The sequence below is a fragment of the Streptomyces sp. XH2 genome, assembly GCF_049725035.1.
Taxonomy (GTDB): domain Bacteria; phylum Actinomycetota; class Actinomycetes; order Streptomycetales; family Streptomycetaceae; genus Streptomyces; species Streptomyces roseoverticillatus.
Window position 1 is genome coordinate 151,028 of record NZ_JBMMMZ010000001.1, and the last position, 19,096, is coordinate 170,123.

Below are 19,096 nucleotides of genomic sequence, written 5' to 3' on the forward strand. Positions count from 1 at the left end.
TTGCCTCACCCCGACGCGGTGTCCGTGAACTGCGGATCCTGCGGCGGGTTGGTGCGCTCGCGCACCCAGCCGTGGTGCTCCAGCTTGATGTGCTCGAACGCGACCGCGTTGGCGTTGGCGTCGAGGTCGGGAAGCGCCTGGTACTCCGAGACCCAGCACTTGTGCACGGAGTACGAGAGCACCTGCTGGCCGCCTTCGTCGAAGACGTCGATGACGAGGTCGCGGCGGAAGTCCTTCAGGGAGGTCTCCAGGCCGCCGGAGGAGTTACGGAAGCTCCAGACCCGGTTGGCCCACTCCTCGAAGACGGTGTCCACCGTGCAGCCGCGCTCCAGGGTGATGGCCTCGTACTCGGTGCGGCCGGGCAGCTTGTGGCTCGTTCCGGGGTCTCCCCCGTCCCGGTGCTTGATCACCTCGGTGGTCCGCTTGAGACCGCTGACCTTGCTGATTCCGGCGATGTATTCGGTGGTGCCGCTGAACTTCACGCGGAAGCGGAAGTTCTTGAAGGGGTCACGGCGCGTGATCTCCGGCATCGGTCCTCCTCCCCGTCTAGACCTGGACCTGGCCGGCCAGCTGCTGGATGTCGATGATCACGAACTCCGCCGGTTTGAGCGGTGCGAACCCGACGTGGATGTGCACGATCCCGCGGTCGATGTCGTTCTGCGGGTTGTTCTCGCGGTCGCACTTGACGAGGTAGGCCTCGGCGGGCGTACGGCCCTGGAACGCGCCCTCGCGGAAGAGGGAGTTCATGAAGGCCCCGATGTTGAGGCGGATGGACGCCCAGAGCGGTTCGTCGTTCGGTTCGAACACCACCCACTGGGTTCCCCGGTAGAGGCTCTCCTCGATGAAGAGGGCGAGGCGGCGGACCGGGAGGTACTTCCATTCGTCGGCCAGTTGATCGGCCCCGCGCAGGGTGCGAGCGCCCCAGGCCACGGGCCCCACCGCGGGGAACTGCCGCAGGCAGTTCACCCCGAGGGGGTTGAGGATGCCGTTCTCGCCGTCCGACATCGGCACTTCCAGGCCCCGCACGCCGTTGAGCGACGCGTCCGTGCCGGCCGGCGCCTTCCAGACGCCCCGCTGCACGTCGGTGCGGGCGATGACGCCAGCCATGACGCCACAGGGCGGGAACGGGCGCTCGGCACCGTTGAGCAGCGGGTCGGGAAGGACGACGCGGGGGAAGTAGAACGCTGCGTTGCGGGCGGGTTCCCCCAGTACAGGCAGGTCCTTCTTGGCGAGGTCACTGATCCTCGGCAGCGCTCCCCCCTCACCCGCGGTCCAGTCCGACTGAGGATCGACCAGCAGCACGGCGCGCCGGTCCTCACAGAACTTGGCGGCTTCGTCCAGTACCCCCGACGGCAGGTTCCCGGCACTCGGGAGGCACAGCAGGTTGAAGATGTCGGCCTTGCGAAGGGCCTGGATGCCCGTCTTATCGGCCGCATCTCCTGTGTAGTTCGAGGCTGTCAGAGGACCTGTGCTGTCCTGGCCGTGCTGAGCCTGCGTGAACCAGGGTTTGGAATCCTTCGGAGGCGGCTTGTCGCCTTTGGGCTGATCCCCCAGGGGTGCGGTGTTGGGCGGCGGATCGCCGTTCGCAGTCGGAGGCCCCGGCGTATCCTTCGTGGCGGGCACCACGGTGACGAGGCGCGACGACTTCAAAAGGTTGTCGAGGCTGCGCGGATCGCCGTCAACAGTGCTGACGTTGAGGTACTGCTCCTCCGTACCCGTTTCGGTGTCGAGGATGGTCAGGTTGAAGACCTCGGGTGCCCCCTTCGGGGTTTCCACACGAGCCCGGAGGTTGTTTCCCCAAGCCCCGGGGCTGATGGCCTGCACGACTCTGCGAGGGTCCTGGGCGCCCCCGGAGGCACCGCCATCGCCGAGGGGGAGGGTCGCCTTCGCCCCGCCGGTCCCGACCAACCGCACGATCTCGGCCTCGCTGCCCCCGTTCTGGTAGAACTGGTAGACCGCGTAGCTCATGGGGCTGCCTTGGTCCAGCCCACCGAAGTACGTCTCGTAGTCGGCCCAGCTGGTGATGCGCACCGGTTCGTCGACGGGTCCGCGCGGCGCGCCGCCGACAAAGGCGGCGATGGACGTGGGCACCCCGGTGATCGTGCGAACGGAACTCTTGACCTCTTGGATGTAGACGCCCGGGTACGTGGTGTTCACAGGCAAGGGGAGCCTCTTTTCTCCGGCGCCGAAGGAACAGCCGCAAGGGGCGGGCCGTCACTGGGCGGCGGCCACCGAAGATCACCGTAAGCGACCAACCCGGCTCCCCGGTCGGCGCGCACACCGGCGCCTCCTACGATCAGGTGATCGCGACGCGGCCGATCGGCCGCGGTCAGTCACACAGGTCGCTGGGCTCGTGAACGACCTGGACACCGAACCAGCGCAGCCGCAGGAGCTCGGCGAATCTCTTGTTGGAGACCATGTACCGGTACGGGAGCCCGCACTCCTGCGCCACGCGCTGGTGCCGCTGCACCTGCTCGTCGAGTCCGTCCGCGCGCCACTTCGCCCAGAACCTGTCCTCGTCCAGCCCCTTCGCCAGGGAGCCGTAGCCGCACTTGCACTCGTAGACGGTGTTCCCCCTGATGGCGTCGTAGACGACTCCCCGCGGGTCGCCGGGCGGCATCACCCGTACCTCGTTCTCGGTCCCGGTCACCATCTGGCAGTACAGCGTTGCCGCGGGGTCGTTTCCGCGCCTCGATGACCGTGCGGTCCCGCCTCCCCTGCCACTCCAGCGCCTCGCCCATCTCGCCGTAGCCGGGATCCGTGTACTCGACGGCCGGCGACGCAGCACCCGGTACAGGCGGACGGCCGGGGGCCGTCCGGACGGAAGGCAACTGCACAGGAGGCTGCCGCACGGCAGGCGGCTGCAACCGCTGTACGTGCACCGGAGGCTCGTCCTCCGCACACGCGCAGCCGGGATGGACCGTACCGCCGCAGCGCGCCAGCCGGCCCGGCGGGGACCTGCGCGTCACCCGGGGCCCGGTACCGGCGGCCACCGCCCGCACGGCCTCGTCGACCTCCCGCTCCTCCGCCCCGTCGGGGTCGCTGAGCCGCAGCGCACCCACCCGGCCGCTACCGGCTTCTCCGCCGCCGTTCTGCATGACGTGCACCAGCTCATGGGCGAGGACGCTCCGGCCCCGCTCCGAAGCGGGGTCGTAGGCTCCGCGGGCGAAGGCGATGTCACGCCCGACGGTGTACGCCGTGGCCTGCAGCAATGCCGCCGACGTCTGCGCCGTCCGCCCCGTGTGGACCCGCACCCGGGAGAAGTCACCTCCCAGGCACCTCTCCATGTCCCTGCGGATGCCGGTGTCGAGCGGGCGCCCCTGCTGCCCCGACAGCAACCGTCCCACACCGCTTCGGGCCCCTCGCTCCCGGCGTAGGGAGGCAGGCTGCGGGCAGCGACTGCTCCCGGCCCGCGCAAGGCGCGTGACGTGTGCGTCCGCGGCCGGCGCCTCGGGACGCCGGGCCCGGACTCGTTCGGTCTCCATGCCGGCCTCCCGGAAAACCGAAGCCGGACGGGCCGCCCCGGCCCACGCTCCCCACGATAGTTCCGGCGCGTGGGAGCGGCACGCCGGACCGGTGGCGACCGGTGCCGCAGCCCCCGCCCCTCCGATGGGAGGGCACCGACCGGACAGGGCAGGGCGTGACCGAAGACACGTTCTCTCTTCAACCGGGCACCTGGAAACACCAGCACCAGATCCGCTAGACAGACTTCCGGAACCAGTAACTTCCGCCTCACAGAAGTGAGTTGGATCGCCAGAAGCTCGGCGCACGACAGTGCGCCACCCGATGCACGGGAGAGACATGAGGCGATTACTCCGCCCCTTTTCGAAGCAGCGCGCGAAACCGGCGGCACGATCCGCGAGAAGGCCGCGCCGGCGGCCGGCCGCCGGGCTCACCGCCCTGGTGACGGTCGTCGCGTCGGCGGCCATCGCGGCCCTGCCGCCGGCGCCCGCGCAGGCGTCACCGCTCCGCAGCACCCCGGTCATCACGTACAACATGCTCGGCGCCAAAAGCGGCCAGGACAGCAAGTGGACGACCACGATCGGCAATTACATCCAGGCCGCCGAGATCGTGACCCTGCAGGAGGCAGGTCCGACGCCGCCCGGCAGGTTCCAGGGCACCATCCCCGTTCCGGGACTGCCACAGGTCGGCCGCGCGGGATACGTCCAGCACCACCGCTGGGAGTACAGGTCCGCGGACTACGAGGTCTATTTCCTGCAGACCGACACCATGGCCGGGCGCTACGAGGGCGGCCGCAACAACGTCGCCGTCGTCACACAGCGCACACCGGACGCGGTGACCGCCATACCCAGCCCCGTCACCGGCGGGCGGGCCGCCCTCGGGGTGCTGTTCGGCGACGACTGGTACTTCACCTTCCACGCCCGGCCCACCAGCAGGCAGAACCCGACCAACGAGTCGGACGTGATGCTCGCCCGCATCGCGGCCTTCGTGAACCAGGTGCCCGGCCGGTCGTGGACCGTCGGGGCCGACTTCAACACCGAGCCGGGCAGCTTCGCACTGCCGCCCGGCGCCCACATCTACAACACCGGTCAGCCCACCCACGAGGGCCGCCGCGAGCTGGACTACATCGTGGCGTCCGCCAATATCCCGGACCACCCGAGACGGCGGCTCAACGGCGCCTCCGCGGACCACTACGCCGTGGCCGTCGGCGCCATGCGCGCGGGCGGCGAGCCGAAGCCCCTGTTCACCAGCCCCCGCCACATCGAGAACATGCAGAGCGGCGGGGCGCTGGAGGCTCTGGGCGGAGGCGTGTTCAACGGGCTGCCCGCCGTGACCAACCAGCGCAACGGAGGGTTCGGCCAGCGCTGGGACCTCGAATTCAACGGGACCGACACCGTCCGCGTCCGGCTCCCCAAGGGCAGGTGCCTCAGCAGCCTGCTGGACCGCCGGGAGCACGGCAAGCCCCTCATGTTCGACTGCGGTTCGAGCGGCAGCCTCGAATCCTGGCGGCTGCTCTCGTTCGGCAACGAGCAGTACCAGATCCGTAACATCCCGCTCGGACTGTGCCTGGACGCGGGCAGGGCGACCAGCCCGCGTGACCTCTCCGGCCTGGAGCTGAACCCCTGCAAGGCGAAGGACAGCCAGCACTGGTTCCTCGCTCCCCCGGCCGACTCCGCCCCCAAGACCAACTTCTTCTCCGGCGACGTGCGCATCGCCCACCCCGACCCCTTCGGGCTGGAGAACGTCCGCACCGGCCGGATGCTGGCCGGCGAGCCCCGCGGGCTCAGCGGCACCCGCGTGCGCGCCTATCCGCACCGCACCCGGCCCACGCCCAACGAGGAGAAGTGGATCCCCGAGTGGGTCGACACCAACCGGCTGCGGCTGCGCGACGCGGCGACCGGCCTCTGCGTCGAGACGGACGCGAACGTCCCGAACGACGGGCTCCTCGGCCTCGACCTGCGAGCCTGCAACGGCTCCCGCGCCCAGACCTGGCACGTGGAACCGGCCCCCGAGAACACCTTCCGGCTCCGCAACGGCCGGCGTGTCCTCGGCTCTGAGCCCTGCCTGGATGTGGACCAGTTGGCCGCCAACACCGGCACGGACATCGCCAACACCACCCAGTGCGAAAGCGGCCGCGCCTCCCAGCGCTGGTTCTTCGCCCCCTTCGACGCCTCCGCGGGACCCGACGAGACGGGAGACTGATACCTGCGGTGCCCTCGATGCTGCCCGGCGGCCGGTGAAGCCGCCGGGCACCATCGCATCCCGGACCGCCTGCAAACGCCCGCATCGGTGGCCACTCACCGCACGACCTTGCGCCATCTCGGCGACGGCGACCAGCAGGCGGCCGGTCAGCAAGAGGATCAGGGAACCCCCCGTAACGAGTGGTGGATGCTGCCGTGGTGGTCGTTCACCAGGTCGTCAGCACCACCCGGTGCGGGTCCACAGGGTCGGTGACCAGTTTCAGGAGTGTCCGGCAGCTCCGGGCGAGGTCCGCGACGCAGAGCGCGGCGTTCAGCGGGTGGAGGCGCGGGTCCGGGCGGCGGTAGGCGAGGCGGCGGCGCAGGGAGTCGAGTCCCGTCGTCACCTGTCCGCCGTGGTCCTTGTATCTGGCCTCGGCGACCGACAGCAGCGTCTCGGCATCGCGGACAAGGCTGGCGGTGACCCTGGCGATCTCGGCCGGGTCGATGCTGCCGCCGTCGACCACCGGGCGCAGACCGGCGGCGATCCTCTGCTCAATCGCTTCGATATGCAGCGTGACGGGTCCGTCGGGGCCGTCCGCACGAACGCGACGGTCCCCGGGCGTCTTGGCGGCGGAGGTGGGAGAGGTGGTCATCGGCGTGGGTTCCTCGATGTAGGCACGGCTGCTGTGAGAAGGAGACGGCGGGCCGCCGTCCACGTCACCGAAGAGGAGGCGGTCCGCCGCATGTGGGAGTCAACCGCCGGATCAGGCCGCAGGGGCAGGAAGAAGGCATGCCTCGTTGCCGATGGCGATCAGGAAGTTTTGACCCTTCCGTGACATCGACTGCTCACCTGTTCCTCGCTACGTTCGACAAGTGAGAGAGAACGCGATCCTCCGGAAACGCATGGCCGACCTCGGCCTGTCCAGGCCCGAGTTGGCGCGCGAGATGAACGTGGTGCTCAAGCACCTCACCGGCAGGCACGGCACCTTCTCCGAGCGCACGATCCACGACCTGCTCACCCGCACCCGAACGCCACGGTCGAGAACCGCGCTCGCGCTGGAGACCATCTTCGACTGCCCCGTCGCGGACCTCGGCTTCGTGCCGCCGGCCCGGCACCACCAGCAACACCTGGAGCACCCCGTGAAGCGTCGCGCCTTCCTCGTCGCCGCCCCCATAGCCGCCGCAGCCACCGCAGGCGTCACCCCGCCACGCCCGGAGAGCGTCCCGTACCGGATCGGCGCGGCCGACGTCGAGCGCCTGGAGCAGCTGCACGACCAGGCCATCGACGCCGATGACCGGGCCGGCGGCAACGAGGCCACCGAGCGCCGCTGCGCCGCCCTCGCCGAGGAAGCCCTGGAGATGCAGCGGGAGGGCAGTGCCGGCGGACGGGTCCGCTCCCGGCTCTACGCGCTGGCCGCTTCTCTGACCGACTCGGCGATGTGGGCCGCCATCGACGACCGCCGTACCGACGCCGCCCAGGCCCACCTCCACCATGCCGTCACCCTCGCCTCCCTCTCCGGCGACCAGGCCGTACAGATCCGCGTGTGGGGGCACGCCGCCGCCCTGTACCGGCAGATGGGCCGCTACACCGACTCCACCGCCGCGGCCAAAGCCGCCCGCGCCGTTCCCCTCTGCCGCACCGACCCGTTCTACGCCTCGATGACACGGGCACGGCTGTCCCTCCACCAGGCCCACACCGGCAGCCGCACCGACGTCCTGCGCAGCCTCGATCAGGCCCGCAAAGACCTCTCCCGTACCGACCACGCCGAACGCCGGCCCCGGTGGACCGGGTTCTACGACGGCGCGGAGATCGAGCTGCTCGCCCTCCAGGCCCACACGGAGATGGGCCGCTGGCAGGAAGCCGAGGCCCGCGCCCATCACGCGCTCGCGCTCCTGCGCCCCAACATGGTCCGCAACCGGGCGCTGACCACTGCCTACCTGGCGGGCGCTCAGCTACGGCAGGGCGAAGCCGGGCTCGCGGTCGCCACGGCGAAGTCCGTGCCGTCCGCCGCCGTGCACGGACGGGTCGCGCACCTGCTGGGCACCTTCACCACCCGCCTCATTGCCACCGCCCCGGCCAGCTCCCACACCCAGGAGTGGACCGCCTACCGGAAGGACATCCTCTGTGCTTGACCGCCTCGAGTTCCACCGTAGCCATGACGTGGACGACGTCCGCCGGACAATCCTCGACCTCCACGTCGAAGTCCGCGGGGACTTCGGGCTCCTCGACCGCCCGTTCAACACGGTCGAACGGTTCGACGAGCGCCTGCTCGCCTACGCCCAGCGTCCCGGGTGGGAGACCGTCGTCGCCCGCACTCCCGGCAGGGAGCCGGTGGGCTTCTGCTTCGGCACACCGCTCGCACCCGCCACCGGCTGGTGGACCTCGATGCTCACCCCGCTGCCCGACGGCTACACCGCCGAGACCGGCACCAGGACGTTCGCGTTCCAGGAAATCTGTGTGCGCAAGGCCTGGCGGGGACGAGGCGTCGCTCGCCGTCTCCACGACGAGCTTCTCGCCGGGCACGCTGAGGAGCGTGTCACACTGCTGGTGAACCCGGACGCCGGCGGCGGCAAGCTCAAGGCCGTCTACGAAAGCTGGGGATATCAGGAGATCGGCAAGCAGCAGCCGTTCGAGGACTCACCGAAGTTCTCCGTGATGATGCGCCCACTGCGGCACGGCTGACGTCACACAGCCGGGCGGGGAGCTACAGCGGGACACAGCCAGGTGCGCTCGGCGGTCTGGCACTGAAGGGGTAGCCGGCAGGCGACGACCTGCTCGTCCGGGAGCTGCAGCCGTACCGGCGGTTCCGGGGACCGATCCGGTACCTGGCCGCGGACAGCTGTGGCGATGGACCGTCGGATCTCGGACATGGGATCGTTGACGGCTGTGAGCAGAACCGACTTCCTGGCACACGCACCGCAGTACTCAACCACTGGCGAGCTCCTTGCAGCCGCTGCGCGGCAACGGGGCATGGATGTGGAAGTGCTCCCTACCCGTGGCGGTGCAGGCGGGCTGAGAGGGAGACAGGGGGTCACTACTTCGGCGGGCCGCTGTTCGCCGCCGGAATCGCTGACGAACTTGAAGTCGCCCTACTGGAGCCGACAGACGACTGGCTGTCGTCCCTGCCACATGAGTACACCCTACGGAACATCGCGTCCTCCACATTGAGCGAGGCTCGGCGCCTGACCCGGCCCGCCTTCGTGAAGCCACCGAGCGACAAAAGCTTTCCAGCCGCAGTCCATACTGATGGCAGCACGCTGCCCCGCACAACGGAGCTGCCGTCAGACACTCCTGTTCAGATCAGTGATGTCGTCACGTGGGTCAGAGAGTTCCGCCTCTTTGTGCTGGACGGCGAATGCCGTACAGGAAGTCAGTACGCAGCCTTCGGGCGCATGGACTCGGCTCCGCTGCACGGCCATCCTGACGAGGAAGTCGTCAGAGAGTTCGCAAACAATCTGCTGGCCGCGCACGGCCACACACTGCCCAGCGCGGTTGCACTCGACGTGGGTCTCCTGTCGGCATCTGGCGGTGGCACCAACGGCTGGGCCGTGGTCGAGGCCAACATGGCTTGGTTCGCCAACTGCTACGCATCGGATCCGGGTCACGCCCTCGACGTGGTGCTGCGAGCGGCCGGCCCACGGTCACGGCTGGCTGCACGGGACCGCGGGTTCTGCCGCTACCTCAAGGACGCATGAGCAAGTCAGCCGAGAATCGGCTCCAGCTGGCCGGAGCCGTCTTCTCAAAGTCCAAGAACTTCCCAGCAGATCGGCAACCCCACATGGTTGTACCGCGCGGCACCGATCCCTTCCCTGGCGCGTGCGCGGTCGTGTCCTTCTGCCTCCGCGTCGCCGGAGTTCTCCGCAGCCGCCGGCTCCGGGGCATTATCGAGGGAAGACCGCACCGTCACCGAGCCCCAGGACCCGTGCCAGGCCTCGTGGATCAGGAGCAGTTCGGGGCGACCGGAAGCATCCGACTCGGACGACACGGGAGGCACTGGGGATATCGACATGGTCATCTACCGTTTCATGTCCGTACCGGGCCGGAGTCACGGCTGCATGGCAGGCCATGCTGATCACCGTCGGACAGCGGGGTGACGGGCCGCAGCCTGGACCACCTGTGCGGCGACAGGAGTAGACCCTCGTGCGCGGGCGAGTTCCTTGAACAGGCTGCGCAGGTCGCCTGAGCTCAGCCCGACTTCGACGTCCCACGGGGACGGAGGAGAAGAACCCCGCCATTACGCCAGCGGGGGCGGAAGAGGGGGCGCCCTGGACGACGACTGCGTGGATGCCGGGCCTGCGCAGCTCCGTACCGACGTGGTGATGATCAGTGGCCCGGCCCATGCGCACCGGGGCAGTTCCAGGGCGACCGGGGCGAGTTTCGCCCTCCCCTCTCCGCCGCCGGGCACCGTGGGAACCGGCCGTGTTCGCCCGGCCGGCCGGTCTCGCGATCGGCTGAGACGGCAAGGCCACCGTGCCCGGGGCGCGCATCGTGAGCCGGGGTGTGACCCAGTGCGTCGGTGATGTCCACAAGCATCGCTAACCGGAATTCACCGGGGTGGATCAGGCAACTCGCCTGGGTAGCCCATAGGACGGGCGAAAGCGAGGAAAGCGGCGCCGTCCGCGAGGTCATGCTCCGAGGCTGGGCGGCGCCCACAGGGAGGCTCCCGTGGCCGCACTGGACACGATCATCCGATATCTCACCGCTGTCATCGCCGTATTCACGGGCATCTACAGCACCTCGCTCCTCGCCTTGGGTATCGCCCTCACCCGCCGCACCGACGGCTCGCTGCGCGGACAGCTGAGACGGGCACACGAGCCGCCCGTCGCGCTTCCCGCCGGCTGGAACGTCTTCGCCCTCGTCCCCTGCCTGAACGAGGAGCGCGTCATCGCCAGCACACTGGGCTGCCTGCTCGACGGACAGCCGGGCGTACGCATCGTCGTCGTCGACGACGGCAGTAACGACGCCACCTCCCGCATCGTGCATGCCGTCGGCGGTAACCGCGTCACCCTGGTCCGCAGGACGTCGCCCGACGCGCGGCAGGGCAAGGGCGCCGCCCTCAACGCCGGACTGCGCACCGTGCGCGAACACGCCGCGAAGGAAGGCCTGGATACGAGCCGGGTACTCGTCTGCGTGCTGGATGCCGACGGCCGGATGACGCCGGGCGCCGCGAGCCGGGTGACGCAGCGGTTCGCGGACCCGGCGGTGGGCGGGGCCCAGTTGGCGGTGCGCATCCGCGGCAGACATCGCTGGGTGCTGCGGTTACAGGACCTCGAGTTCTGGGCCCTGAGCGCGCTGACCCAGTTCGGCCGGATCGCCACCGGCACGGTGAGCATGGGCGGCAACGGCCAGTTCAGCCGGCTCTCCGCCCTCGACAGCATCGGGCCACGCCCCTGGTCGGACTCCCTGACCGAGGACCTCGACCTGGGCATCAGCCTCGCGACCCGGGGATGGACGGTCACCTCCACCACCACGGCCTTCGTCTCCCAGCAAGGCCTGACCAGCCCGCGCCGCCTGCTGCGTCAGCGCGCCCGCTGGTACCACGGCCACATGAGCGCCATCAGGCGCCTGCCGGAGCTCTGGGCCCGTCCCGCCGTCGGCCTCCGGGGCCGCCTCGAACTCACCGGCTACCTGCTCGTCCCGTACCTCGTCGTCCTCCCTGCCTCGGTCGTCCAGCATTACGCGCTCCTTCGCGCGTGGTGCGGGAACGGCGCCGGAATGCCCCGCTTCGTGCCGGGCCCGGTGTGGCTGAACGTCCTGGTCTTGCAGTCGCTGCCGTTCATTGCCTGCCTGGTTTCAGCGTTGCTCTACTGGTACCGCACCGACGACCTGTCTTTCTGGAAGGCGGTCTGCTGGTCTCCCGCCGTCATGGTGTGCCTGTACCTCGGTTTCGCGGCCGGCTGGCGCGCTCTGTGGCAGATCCTCGCTCGGCGCAGGCACTGGACCAAGACCGAACGCGCGGTGGAGACGCCCGTCACGAGCGAGGCACCCGCACTCGCCTCCGCACCCTCGCCCGTCCGGACAACCAACGATGCCCCGCGGACTCCGTGACTGAGGTTCGGAGGGTTGTGGAGTCATCCGATACCTGGAGACAACCCTCGCGCGCTCCCGTGGGACGCCGGCGGCTTCATGGGACGCCTGCCTCCCATAAAAACTCGGGTCGCGCTGTCGACTGCCTCTGCGGCCGCCGGTTCCGGAGCGTCGTCCGCCTGCTCGGCGTACGCGTCTCGTCGCACTGTCCGGTGCCGAGCGGCCACCCCCGGGCGAAGTGCCCACGGAGCACGGCAAGTTCGGCGCTTCGGGTACACAACGTTGCCTCCGGCGATCGGCCGGACTCACCCTGTCCTTCCATCCTCCGCTCCAGCATCCTGTGGCCTGCAAGGCACGCACGACACGCACCCGCTCCGAGCGAAGGGAAGCAGGAACGATGAAGAAGTCCTCCTGGCTGATGACGGTGCTGGGCGTCAGCGGCCTCATGGCCGGCAGCCTCCTGACGGCCTCGTCCGCGGCTGCGGGCCCGGGCGGCACATCCGTCGTGGCCGAGCGGCACCTCACGACCTCGCAGGACGTGGTCAGACAGACCTCGTCCGGGGTGCTGCTCAGCATCACGGGCGGGGTGCCCACGACGGTGATCTCGGAGACGGTGCCCGCCGGTTCGTGGGTACTGTCCTCCAACGCGACGCTGGTCAGCTGGGAACCGAGCGACTACACCCGCTGCACGCTCTACGCGGGCGAGACCGCGGTCGGCGGAGCGACCAGCATGATCGGCAACGCCTCCACGGGCGCGGGCAGCGGGGTGTACGCGGCCACGGTCTCCGCCCAGGGCGCCTTCTCCAGTACGGGCCCGACGACCGTCAGCCTGCGGTGCGGACACGACACCAACCGGAACCGGGCTCCCTACGTGGACCCGGGCGCGACCCTGTGGCTCCACCGGAGCGACGGTCTGGGCCAGCCCAAGCGGTAGCCGGTCCCAGCCGGCCGGCAAGTACCTCTCACCGACCGCACCATCCCCTCCTCAATCGCGCCGACCGTACGCGGCAGCGCTTCGACGGCAACCGCGCCCCGTCCGCCGTGACGTGGAAGCCGATGATGCTGTACGGGGGCCACGGACGCAGCGGACTGTTGCGAGACGCGTCGGCGATGCGGACGGCATCGTGGTCGGCGTCCAGCAGAGGGCTCTTGATGCCCAAGGCTGCTCGCAGCTTCACCGGTCACCCTGTCCACCTGGGGAAACAGGCTGTGAGCCTCACAGCTCACAGCCTGCTGGAGATGCCATCCGAGCCCGACGACGGCCTTCGCAGCCGCCGGAGACAGGTGGACCTGCATCCGTCAATCCGTCAATCCGTCAATCCGTCAGACAGGCAGTACCCCGATCACCTGCCTCGGGAAAGCGGGACGAACACATCACGCGATCCGGCCAGCTTCCACAGCGTTTTGCAACCGAGGAAACTCACATCGTCACAGTTCAGCGCCCTATCCACACTGGCTTAAATACGCCCTCCGTATTCACCCGTTGGTGGCGGCCGTGACGGACCGTCCTCCTGGCAGGGTCTGGCAGGGTTGGACGGGACCCGGGACCGGGGCCCTACCGACAGGAGGAGCGCGATGGCCGATCCGGCGGCGACGGCAGACGTACAGGACTTTGTGAAGTTCTGTGTCCCACTCACCGGCTTCACCGCATTCGATCTGTACGCGACCGATATGGCCGGGGCGTATTTGGACACCGCGCGCGGCCAGGTGGGGCCGGGGCCCTTCGAGACGTTCTGGACCGCGTGGAAACAGGCGGTCACGGACGGCGGCGGGCCGCAGGACCTGACGCCCACCCACCGGGAGGTGGCCCGCGCCCTGGTCTACCTCTGGTACACCGGCGCCTGGCCCCGGCTGGCCCCCGCCGCCCACGCCGACCTGCGGCGCGAGAAGGCGAACACGGAGTTCGTCGTGGCACCTGAGGCCTACGTGGAGGGGCTGGTGTGGCGGACCTTCCACGGCCATCCCGCGGGCGCCAAACCGCCCGGCTTCGGCACCTGGGGAGTCAGGCCGCCCGCACCGCCCGAGGTCCAGGAGCTGCGCACCGGACTCGGCGTGCGCGACGTCGCCTACCGCACCGGCCTCGGTGCCGAGGTCTCGCCCGAGGACATCCCCGCCCACCTGCTGCCCGGCTTCCGGGCCGGGCGTCATGTCCCCCCGTCCGAGGTCCCCGTGGCCACGGCCCCCGGCACCGTCGAGGAGGGCAGGGCATGACCGAGCACGTCACTGCCGACGCCGCGGCCCGCCGCCGCTACGACGTCGTCATCGTCGGCGCCGGCTGGGCCGGCAGCGCGCTCGCCCAGCGGCTGGGCGACAAGGGCTGGCAGGTCCTTGTCCTGGAGGCCGGAAACGGCGACACCGACACCTGGCCCGGCTTCCTGGACACGCTCTCCACCTTCCGCTCCGCCGTCGCGAAGGTGCCCAACTCCGCCTACCGCCCCAACGCCGCCGCGCCCTCGCCCAACGTCCTGGACCTCGCACCGGTGCGCAACCCCCGCCCCGGAGAGCCGGAGTTCACCGCGGGCGGCTACTTCGTCCAGAACGGGCCGCTGCCGTACGGCACTGATTACCTGCGCGCTCTGGGCGGTACCGCCATGCACTGGCTGGGGGCCGTCCCCCGCATGCGCGACGAGGACTTCGAGACCCGCACCCGCTACGGGTACGGACGCGACTGGCCCATCAGCGCCGCGGAGCTCCAGCCCTGGTACGCCGAGGCCGAACGGCTCCTGGGCGTCGCCGGGAACGGGCAGGAGCAGCACGACCTCGGCGTCGTCCACGACTCCCGCTACGAGTACCCGATGCAGGAGATCCCGCGCAGCTACATCGACCGGTACTGCAAAGAGGCGGTGGAGGGGGAGGTCATCACCGATCCGGTGGCCGAGCGGGACTACGTGCTGAGCCTCTACGGCCTGCCGCAGGCCCGCAACTCCACGCCCAACCCCCGCTACCGTCCCAATGCCCCCTACCGGGTCCAGGGTGCGGTCGGTCTGCCGAACTTCGGCGAGCGGTGCGTGGGCAACGCCAGCTGCGTACCGATCTGTCCCGTCCAGGCGAAGTCCCTTCCCCTGCGTATCCAAGCGGCTTTCCCGGGCTCCGTCACGGTGGCGAACCGCTGTGTGGTCACCCGGGTGCGCAGGTCGGGTGTGCGCAGCGTGTCCGGGGTGGAGTACCGCACGTACGCCGACCCGGCCTCGCCCGTCAGTCGCTCGTACGTCGTCGAGGCCGACATGGTGGTGCTGGCCGCCCACGCCATCGAGAACGCCCGGCTGCTGCTCTTCTCGGAGCTGGCCAACGGGAGCGGCCAGGTGGGGCGGAACCTCATGGACCACCCCACCGTGCTCAGCTGGGCCCTCGGTGCGGAGGGGAAGGGGCCGGTCGGGCCGTTCCGGGGGCCGGGGCACACCTCCGGCTGGGAGGTCTTCCGTTTCGGCGAAGGGCGCCGGCGCCGGGCTCCTTTCCGCATCGAGATCGGCAACTGGGGCTGGGGCTGGGCCACCGGGGCGCCGATGAGCAACGTCGCCACCGCCCTGGGCATCGGCGGCGACGAGCACGGCGAAGTGCGGCCGGACGGTGTCTTCGGCCCGGAGCTGCGCCGGCTGCTGGGTTCCAGCGTCGGCCGCCAGCTGCAGTTGCAGCTCGCCGTGGAGCAGTCGGCCGACCCCGGAAACCGTGTCACCCTCGATACCCGGCGCCGCGACGCCATGGGAAACCCGCGCCCCGTCATCACCTATGACCTCAGCGAGCACGTACGCGATGGCGCACTGGCCGCCCGGGCGGTGGCCGGGGAGATCTTCCGCCGCATGGGAGCGGACGACTTCACCAACCATGCGCCACGGGACGGTGTCCCCCCGCTGGGGCACTTCGTCCACAAGGGTGCGGACCTGGCCTACAGCGGGGCAGGCCACGGGGCCGGTACCCACATCATGGGCAGCGACCCGGCGACCTCGGTGGTCGACGCGGACCAGAAGACCCACGAGTTCGACAACCTCTACGCCGTGGGCTGCGGCAGCATGGCATCCGTCGGCACCAGCAACCCCACGCTCACCATGATGGCGCTGGCCCTGCGCAGCGCCGAACGGATCCACGACTCCCTGGCCGCCGCCCGCCGGCCCTTCGTGATCCGCACCCCCGACACGACGGAGGCGACGGCGTGATCACCGCGACCGAACTGCACGAGAGGGGCTTCCGCGTCCCGCGGGACCTCGGCGAACTGCGCACCTTCCTCCAGGCCGCGATGGAAGTCGAGCACCTGACCATCCCCGTCTACATGACCGGGATGTACACCATCCGCCCCGGCACGAACCGCACCGCCTACTTCGCCATCCGCAGCGTCCTGATGGAGGAGATGCTGCACATGACGCTGGCCGCCAACCTCCTCAACGCAGTCGGCGGCAGTCCCCGGGTGGGCCGCGCCGAGTTCGTAGGGAAGTACCCGGCCAAGCTCCCCTTCAGCAGCGACGACCTCCCCCCGGTGCCGCTGCTGCACTTCTCGCCCGAGGCGCTGAAGACGTTCCTGCGCATCGAGCAGCCCCGCTCGATGACACCTCCGCCGCAGGAGGGCTCCGGATGGACCTCCATCGGCCAGTTCTACGACGCCCTGCGGCAGGGCCTGCTGCAGATCGTGGACAGGGAAGGCGAGCACACGGTCTTCCCTCCGGGCCGCGAGCACCTCCAGGTGGGCCCGGACGACTTCTACAACTCCGGTGGCGAGGTCTTCGCCGTCCACGACACCAAGTCCGCCCTCCTGGCACTGCGGGTGATCAGCGAGCAGGGCGAGGGCGTGAGCGACACCATCTGGGACAGCAACGATCTGATCTTCAAGGAGGAGCGGACGCTCGCCCACTACTTCCGCTTCAACGAGATCTACACGGGCCGCAGCTACGGCCCGCACGACCGGCCCAAGGACCTGCCCAGCGGACCGCTGATCGACGTCAGCTGGGAGGACACCCATCCCATCCACGGCGACTCGAAGGTTGCCGACTACGAGCGGTTCGCCGCGACCAGCGACGTCTACGCCCAGGCCGTGGAGTTCAACTCCCGGTACGCGGCCCTGCTCACCTGCCTGGACCGTGCGTTCAACGGCAAGCCCCGCGTGATGGCCCTGGCGGTGCCCACCATGCTGGAGCTGCGCGACCGGGCCGAACAGCTCCACCACAACCCCCACCCCGATCCGGCGCTGGCGGCGCTCGGCATCTTCGCCGGCCCCACCTTCGAGCTCGGCCGGCCCCAGTTCGACGCCGCCGCGCAAGCCGTAGATGCCGACATCGCCCTGGCCGGCCTCGAAACCGGCGAGCCCGTTGACCTGTCCGCCCTCACTCCTGCCACTAGCGAGACGTTCGCCTGAGCGGACGTAGTAGCGGCACGTTCTCGGCCTGGGCTCGCCTGTGCCGCTTCGGCCGGCCGAGTGTGATCGCCCTGGCGGCTGTCACCCGTTCCTCAGCCTTACCGTCGGCCCGGTTGCGTGCCGCACTCGTCGCGCGTTTTGCCACCTGCGCCGGGCTGCGCGGCCCTGTCTTCGTCTCCCGAGCCGGGTGAGCCGGGCCGGGTGGACAGGGTTCGTAAGGGCTACGAGGAGACCTCCGGCTCGTGGTGGTCGGTGCGTGCCGGTCACAGACTCCGCAGGAAGGGGAGCGAGGGCATGAAGAAGTACTCGCCGCCCTTCATGGTCACCGCCTGAGCCACGGCAGGGACTTCCTTGCCCTCCTCCTCGCCCCACACCTGTGGCCAGGTCGCCGGGGGGCGATCGCCTTGCCCGATGACCTGGTCGAGGCCGGGTCTCGGCTCGCTGCCGTGCGCTGGGAAGTCGGCGAAGTTGACCCAGTTCTTCTGCGTGAACTCAAATTGATCGAGCAGGCTGGAGTTGAAGGCCATGAAGAGCAGACCGACGCCGCTCTCGGGAAGATCGCCGTCGGATCGCTCCCCGTAGGTTTGCCCGCGCCGTGCCATCAGATGGGTGCTCTCGTCCGAGTCTGACTCGAAATCGCCGGACCCGCGCGGGTTGGTCTTGCGAATGTGCGCCTGGAACGGACACTTGTCGGCGCCGGCATCGTCGGCGTAGGTGAAGTTGTTCGTCACCGGCACGTGTGCTCCGGGCGCGGGCTCCAGTGTGAGCGGAGTACCGTCCTTGAAGCGGCCGACGAGCATCGCACCGGCCCGCTCCCGGTCGCCGTCCTTGAGGTTCAACGCATTGGCGAGGTCGTCTTCTGCCTGCCTGAACGCCCGGACGTTCTGTTCCAGCTTGCGCAGCACGAAGTAGCTGCCGAAGTCCGTCACTTTGTTGGGAGCCAGCCGATCCTCGACGAGTACGCGTTCCAGCGGCTGCTTCGGATCCCATATGGAGGTGCCGCCCTTCTGGCTCTCTTCTTCCTCCAGGTCCTCTTTGAGGAACAGCGGCTGGCTGCGGCCGTCGACATAGCCGAAGTGCTCGATCCCACGACCGGCCGCATCGCGCAGGCCGAGGCCTGTCTCCCTGCCGATCACACTGATCGAGCTCGTCCGCAGACCCTCGATCTCCTGGAGTTTGGCGTCCACCGAGCCGGGGTCGGCGCCGCCGACCAGGACGATGGCGTGGATCTCCTTCTGATAGGCGTCCTCCCACTGTGTGGTCGGCGGGTCTTTCAGATGAGCCCCCTTCATCCCCCTTTTGAATGCCTCATCCTCGAAAGCCTCGTCGATGGCTTGCTCGGACAGGCCCAGCCGGAGGTATCCGTCCTTCGTCAGCCCGACCCCTACATAGGGTGATGTGTCTGTGTCTGACGCACCGTTCGACCCATTCTGCTTGTGGTCCTTCACCTCCTGAAGATGTGTCTTGGCCGACTTCATCAGCGGGGCCAGCCTGGTCAGGAACGTCCGGGCTTCCGTCGGGTCTTCCGGCCCCTTGTCGAACTGCAGCAGCAGGATGCCAAGGTGATCGCGCACGTGACCCTTCAGGATATTTGCCTGCAGATTCTGCAGCATCGTGTCGGCATCGCCGGTGGCGTTCTTCCACGACAGGGGATTTTTGAGATCGACGGGCATGCCGGCCCCTTTCATCGAGTCTGGAGCGTGACGTCTTGCGGGCCGGCCTGCGGGGTGGCCGATGCCCGAACGGAGGCTCTCACCGCGAAGAAGTCCGTCTGACCTGGATCAGTCGGAGGCAGCAGAAGGCTGTCGTGGACGGTGCAGGACCTGACGTCCAGCGTGGTGGATTCTTTGGTGATGCGCGACCTGGCTATCGCATCCTCAGTCGACCCCGACTGCCGACTTGCGTCCACCTGACCACGAAGCTGCCCGACGGTGTTGCGAGTGAAGGCAGCTCCAGGAGCGCCGTCACTCTTCTACGGCCACCTCCGCGAAGGCTTGCCCCCTTCGGTTCGCACTCCTACGAGCCGCGGCCGAACAGGTGAAAGCGATAGCGGCTGACAGGGGAACTCCTAGCGGGCGCGCGCCG

14 protein-coding genes and 1 pseudogene are annotated in these 19,096 nt (G+C 69.4%); 9 read left to right on the forward strand and 6 right to left on the reverse strand.

Annotated features, from left to right (window positions below; translation table 11 throughout):
- Window positions 1–5 precede the first annotated feature (5 nt).
- The 4 genes and pseudogenes from ACOTKD_RS00730 to ACOTKD_RS00745 all read right to left on the reverse strand — a co-directional run.
- Entirely contained in the window at window positions 6–530 is a 525-nt protein-coding gene (locus ACOTKD_RS00730) for a phage tail protein (RefSeq protein ID WP_424886824.1), read from the reverse strand.
- A 16-nt stretch (window positions 531–546) separates the two neighbouring features.
- Window positions 547–2,157 carry a phage tail sheath family protein gene (locus tag ACOTKD_RS00735; RefSeq protein ID WP_424887349.1) on the reverse strand — a complete coding sequence of 537 codons (1,611 nt, stop codon included), beginning with the start codon at window positions 2,155–2,157 and terminating at the stop codon, window positions 547–549.
- A 172-nt stretch (window positions 2,158–2,329) separates the two neighbouring features.
- On the reverse strand, window positions 2,330–2,653 hold the full coding sequence (locus tag ACOTKD_RS00740) for a hypothetical protein (RefSeq protein WP_424886825.1): 324 nt from the start codon (window positions 2,651–2,653) through the stop codon (window positions 2,330–2,332).
- Between the two features lie 439 nt (window positions 2,654–3,092).
- Window positions 3,093–3,998 (reverse strand): annotated as a pseudogene (locus ACOTKD_RS00745) (DUF4157 domain-containing protein); the annotation flags it as partial.
- Between ACOTKD_RS00745 and ACOTKD_RS00750 the strand changes: the two are divergent.
- The gene (locus ACOTKD_RS00750) at window positions 3,904–5,664 is read left to right on the forward strand and encodes a ricin-type beta-trefoil lectin domain protein (protein WP_424886826.1); all 1,761 of its coding nucleotides are present in this window, start codon (window positions 3,904–3,906) and stop codon (window positions 5,662–5,664) included. The pseudogene ACOTKD_RS00745 and the gene ACOTKD_RS00750 overlap by 95 nt on opposite strands.
- 205 nt (window positions 5,665–5,869) lie before the next feature.
- On the opposite strand, the gene ACOTKD_RS00755 is transcribed toward ACOTKD_RS00750, so the two are convergent.
- Complete coding sequence (locus ACOTKD_RS00755) at window positions 5,870–6,295, reverse strand: hypothetical protein (RefSeq protein ID WP_424886827.1); 426 nt, start codon at window positions 6,293–6,295, stop codon at window positions 5,870–5,872.
- 220 nt (window positions 6,296–6,515) lie between these two features.
- On the opposite strand from ACOTKD_RS00755, the gene ACOTKD_RS00760 reads away from it, so the two are divergent.
- The 8 genes from ACOTKD_RS00760 (at window position 6,516) to ACOTKD_RS00795 (ending at window position 17,011) form a co-directional block, all read left to right on the forward strand.
- Window positions 6,516–7,775, forward strand: coding sequence for a hypothetical protein (locus ACOTKD_RS00760; protein WP_424886828.1), 1,260 nt, complete (start codon window positions 6,516–6,518; stop codon window positions 7,773–7,775).
- The gene (locus ACOTKD_RS00765) at window positions 7,768–8,325 is read left to right on the forward strand and encodes a GNAT family N-acetyltransferase (protein WP_424886829.1); all 558 of its coding nucleotides are present in this window, start codon (window positions 7,768–7,770) and stop codon (window positions 8,323–8,325) included. The genes ACOTKD_RS00760 and ACOTKD_RS00765 overlap by 8 nt, the downstream gene beginning before the upstream one ends.
- Before the next feature lie 467 nt (window positions 8,326–8,792).
- Window positions 8,793–9,338 carry an ATP-grasp domain-containing protein gene (locus ACOTKD_RS00770; RefSeq protein ID WP_424887350.1) on the forward strand — a complete coding sequence of 182 codons (546 nt, stop codon included), beginning with the start codon at window positions 8,793–8,795 and terminating at the stop codon, window positions 9,336–9,338.
- A gap of 970 nt (window positions 9,339–10,308) precedes the next feature.
- Window positions 10,309–11,691, forward strand: coding sequence for a glycosyltransferase family 2 protein (locus ACOTKD_RS00775; protein WP_424886830.1), 1,383 nt, complete (start codon window positions 10,309–10,311; stop codon window positions 11,689–11,691).
- Window positions 11,692–12,067: 376 nt separating this feature from the next.
- Window positions 12,068–12,604, forward strand: coding sequence for a hypothetical protein (locus ACOTKD_RS00780; RefSeq protein WP_424886831.1), 537 nt, complete (start codon window positions 12,068–12,070; stop codon window positions 12,602–12,604).
- 641 nt (window positions 12,605–13,245) lie between these two features.
- Window positions 13,246–13,881: a hypothetical protein gene (locus tag ACOTKD_RS00785; RefSeq protein WP_424886832.1), complete on the forward strand. Its 636-nt coding sequence runs from the start codon at window positions 13,246–13,248 to the stop codon at window positions 13,879–13,881.
- Complete coding sequence (locus ACOTKD_RS00790) at window positions 13,878–15,821, forward strand: GMC family oxidoreductase (protein ID WP_424886833.1); 1,944 nt, start codon at window positions 13,878–13,880, stop codon at window positions 15,819–15,821. Before ACOTKD_RS00785 ends, ACOTKD_RS00790 begins: the two co-directional genes overlap by 4 nt.
- Window positions 15,818–17,011, forward strand: coding sequence for a ferritin-like domain-containing protein (locus ACOTKD_RS00795; RefSeq protein ID WP_424886834.1), 1,194 nt, complete (start codon window positions 15,818–15,820; stop codon window positions 17,009–17,011). Before ACOTKD_RS00790 ends, ACOTKD_RS00795 begins: the two co-directional genes overlap by 4 nt.
- A 263-nt stretch (window positions 17,012–17,274) precedes the next feature.
- Here the strand turns inward: ACOTKD_RS00795 and ACOTKD_RS00800 are convergent, their stop codons facing one another.
- Window positions 17,275–18,684 (reverse strand): Dyp-type peroxidase, encoded by a 1,410-nt coding sequence (locus tag ACOTKD_RS00800; protein WP_424886835.1) that lies wholly within the window; start codon window positions 18,682–18,684, stop codon window positions 17,275–17,277.
- Window positions 18,685–19,096 lie beyond the last annotated feature (412 nt).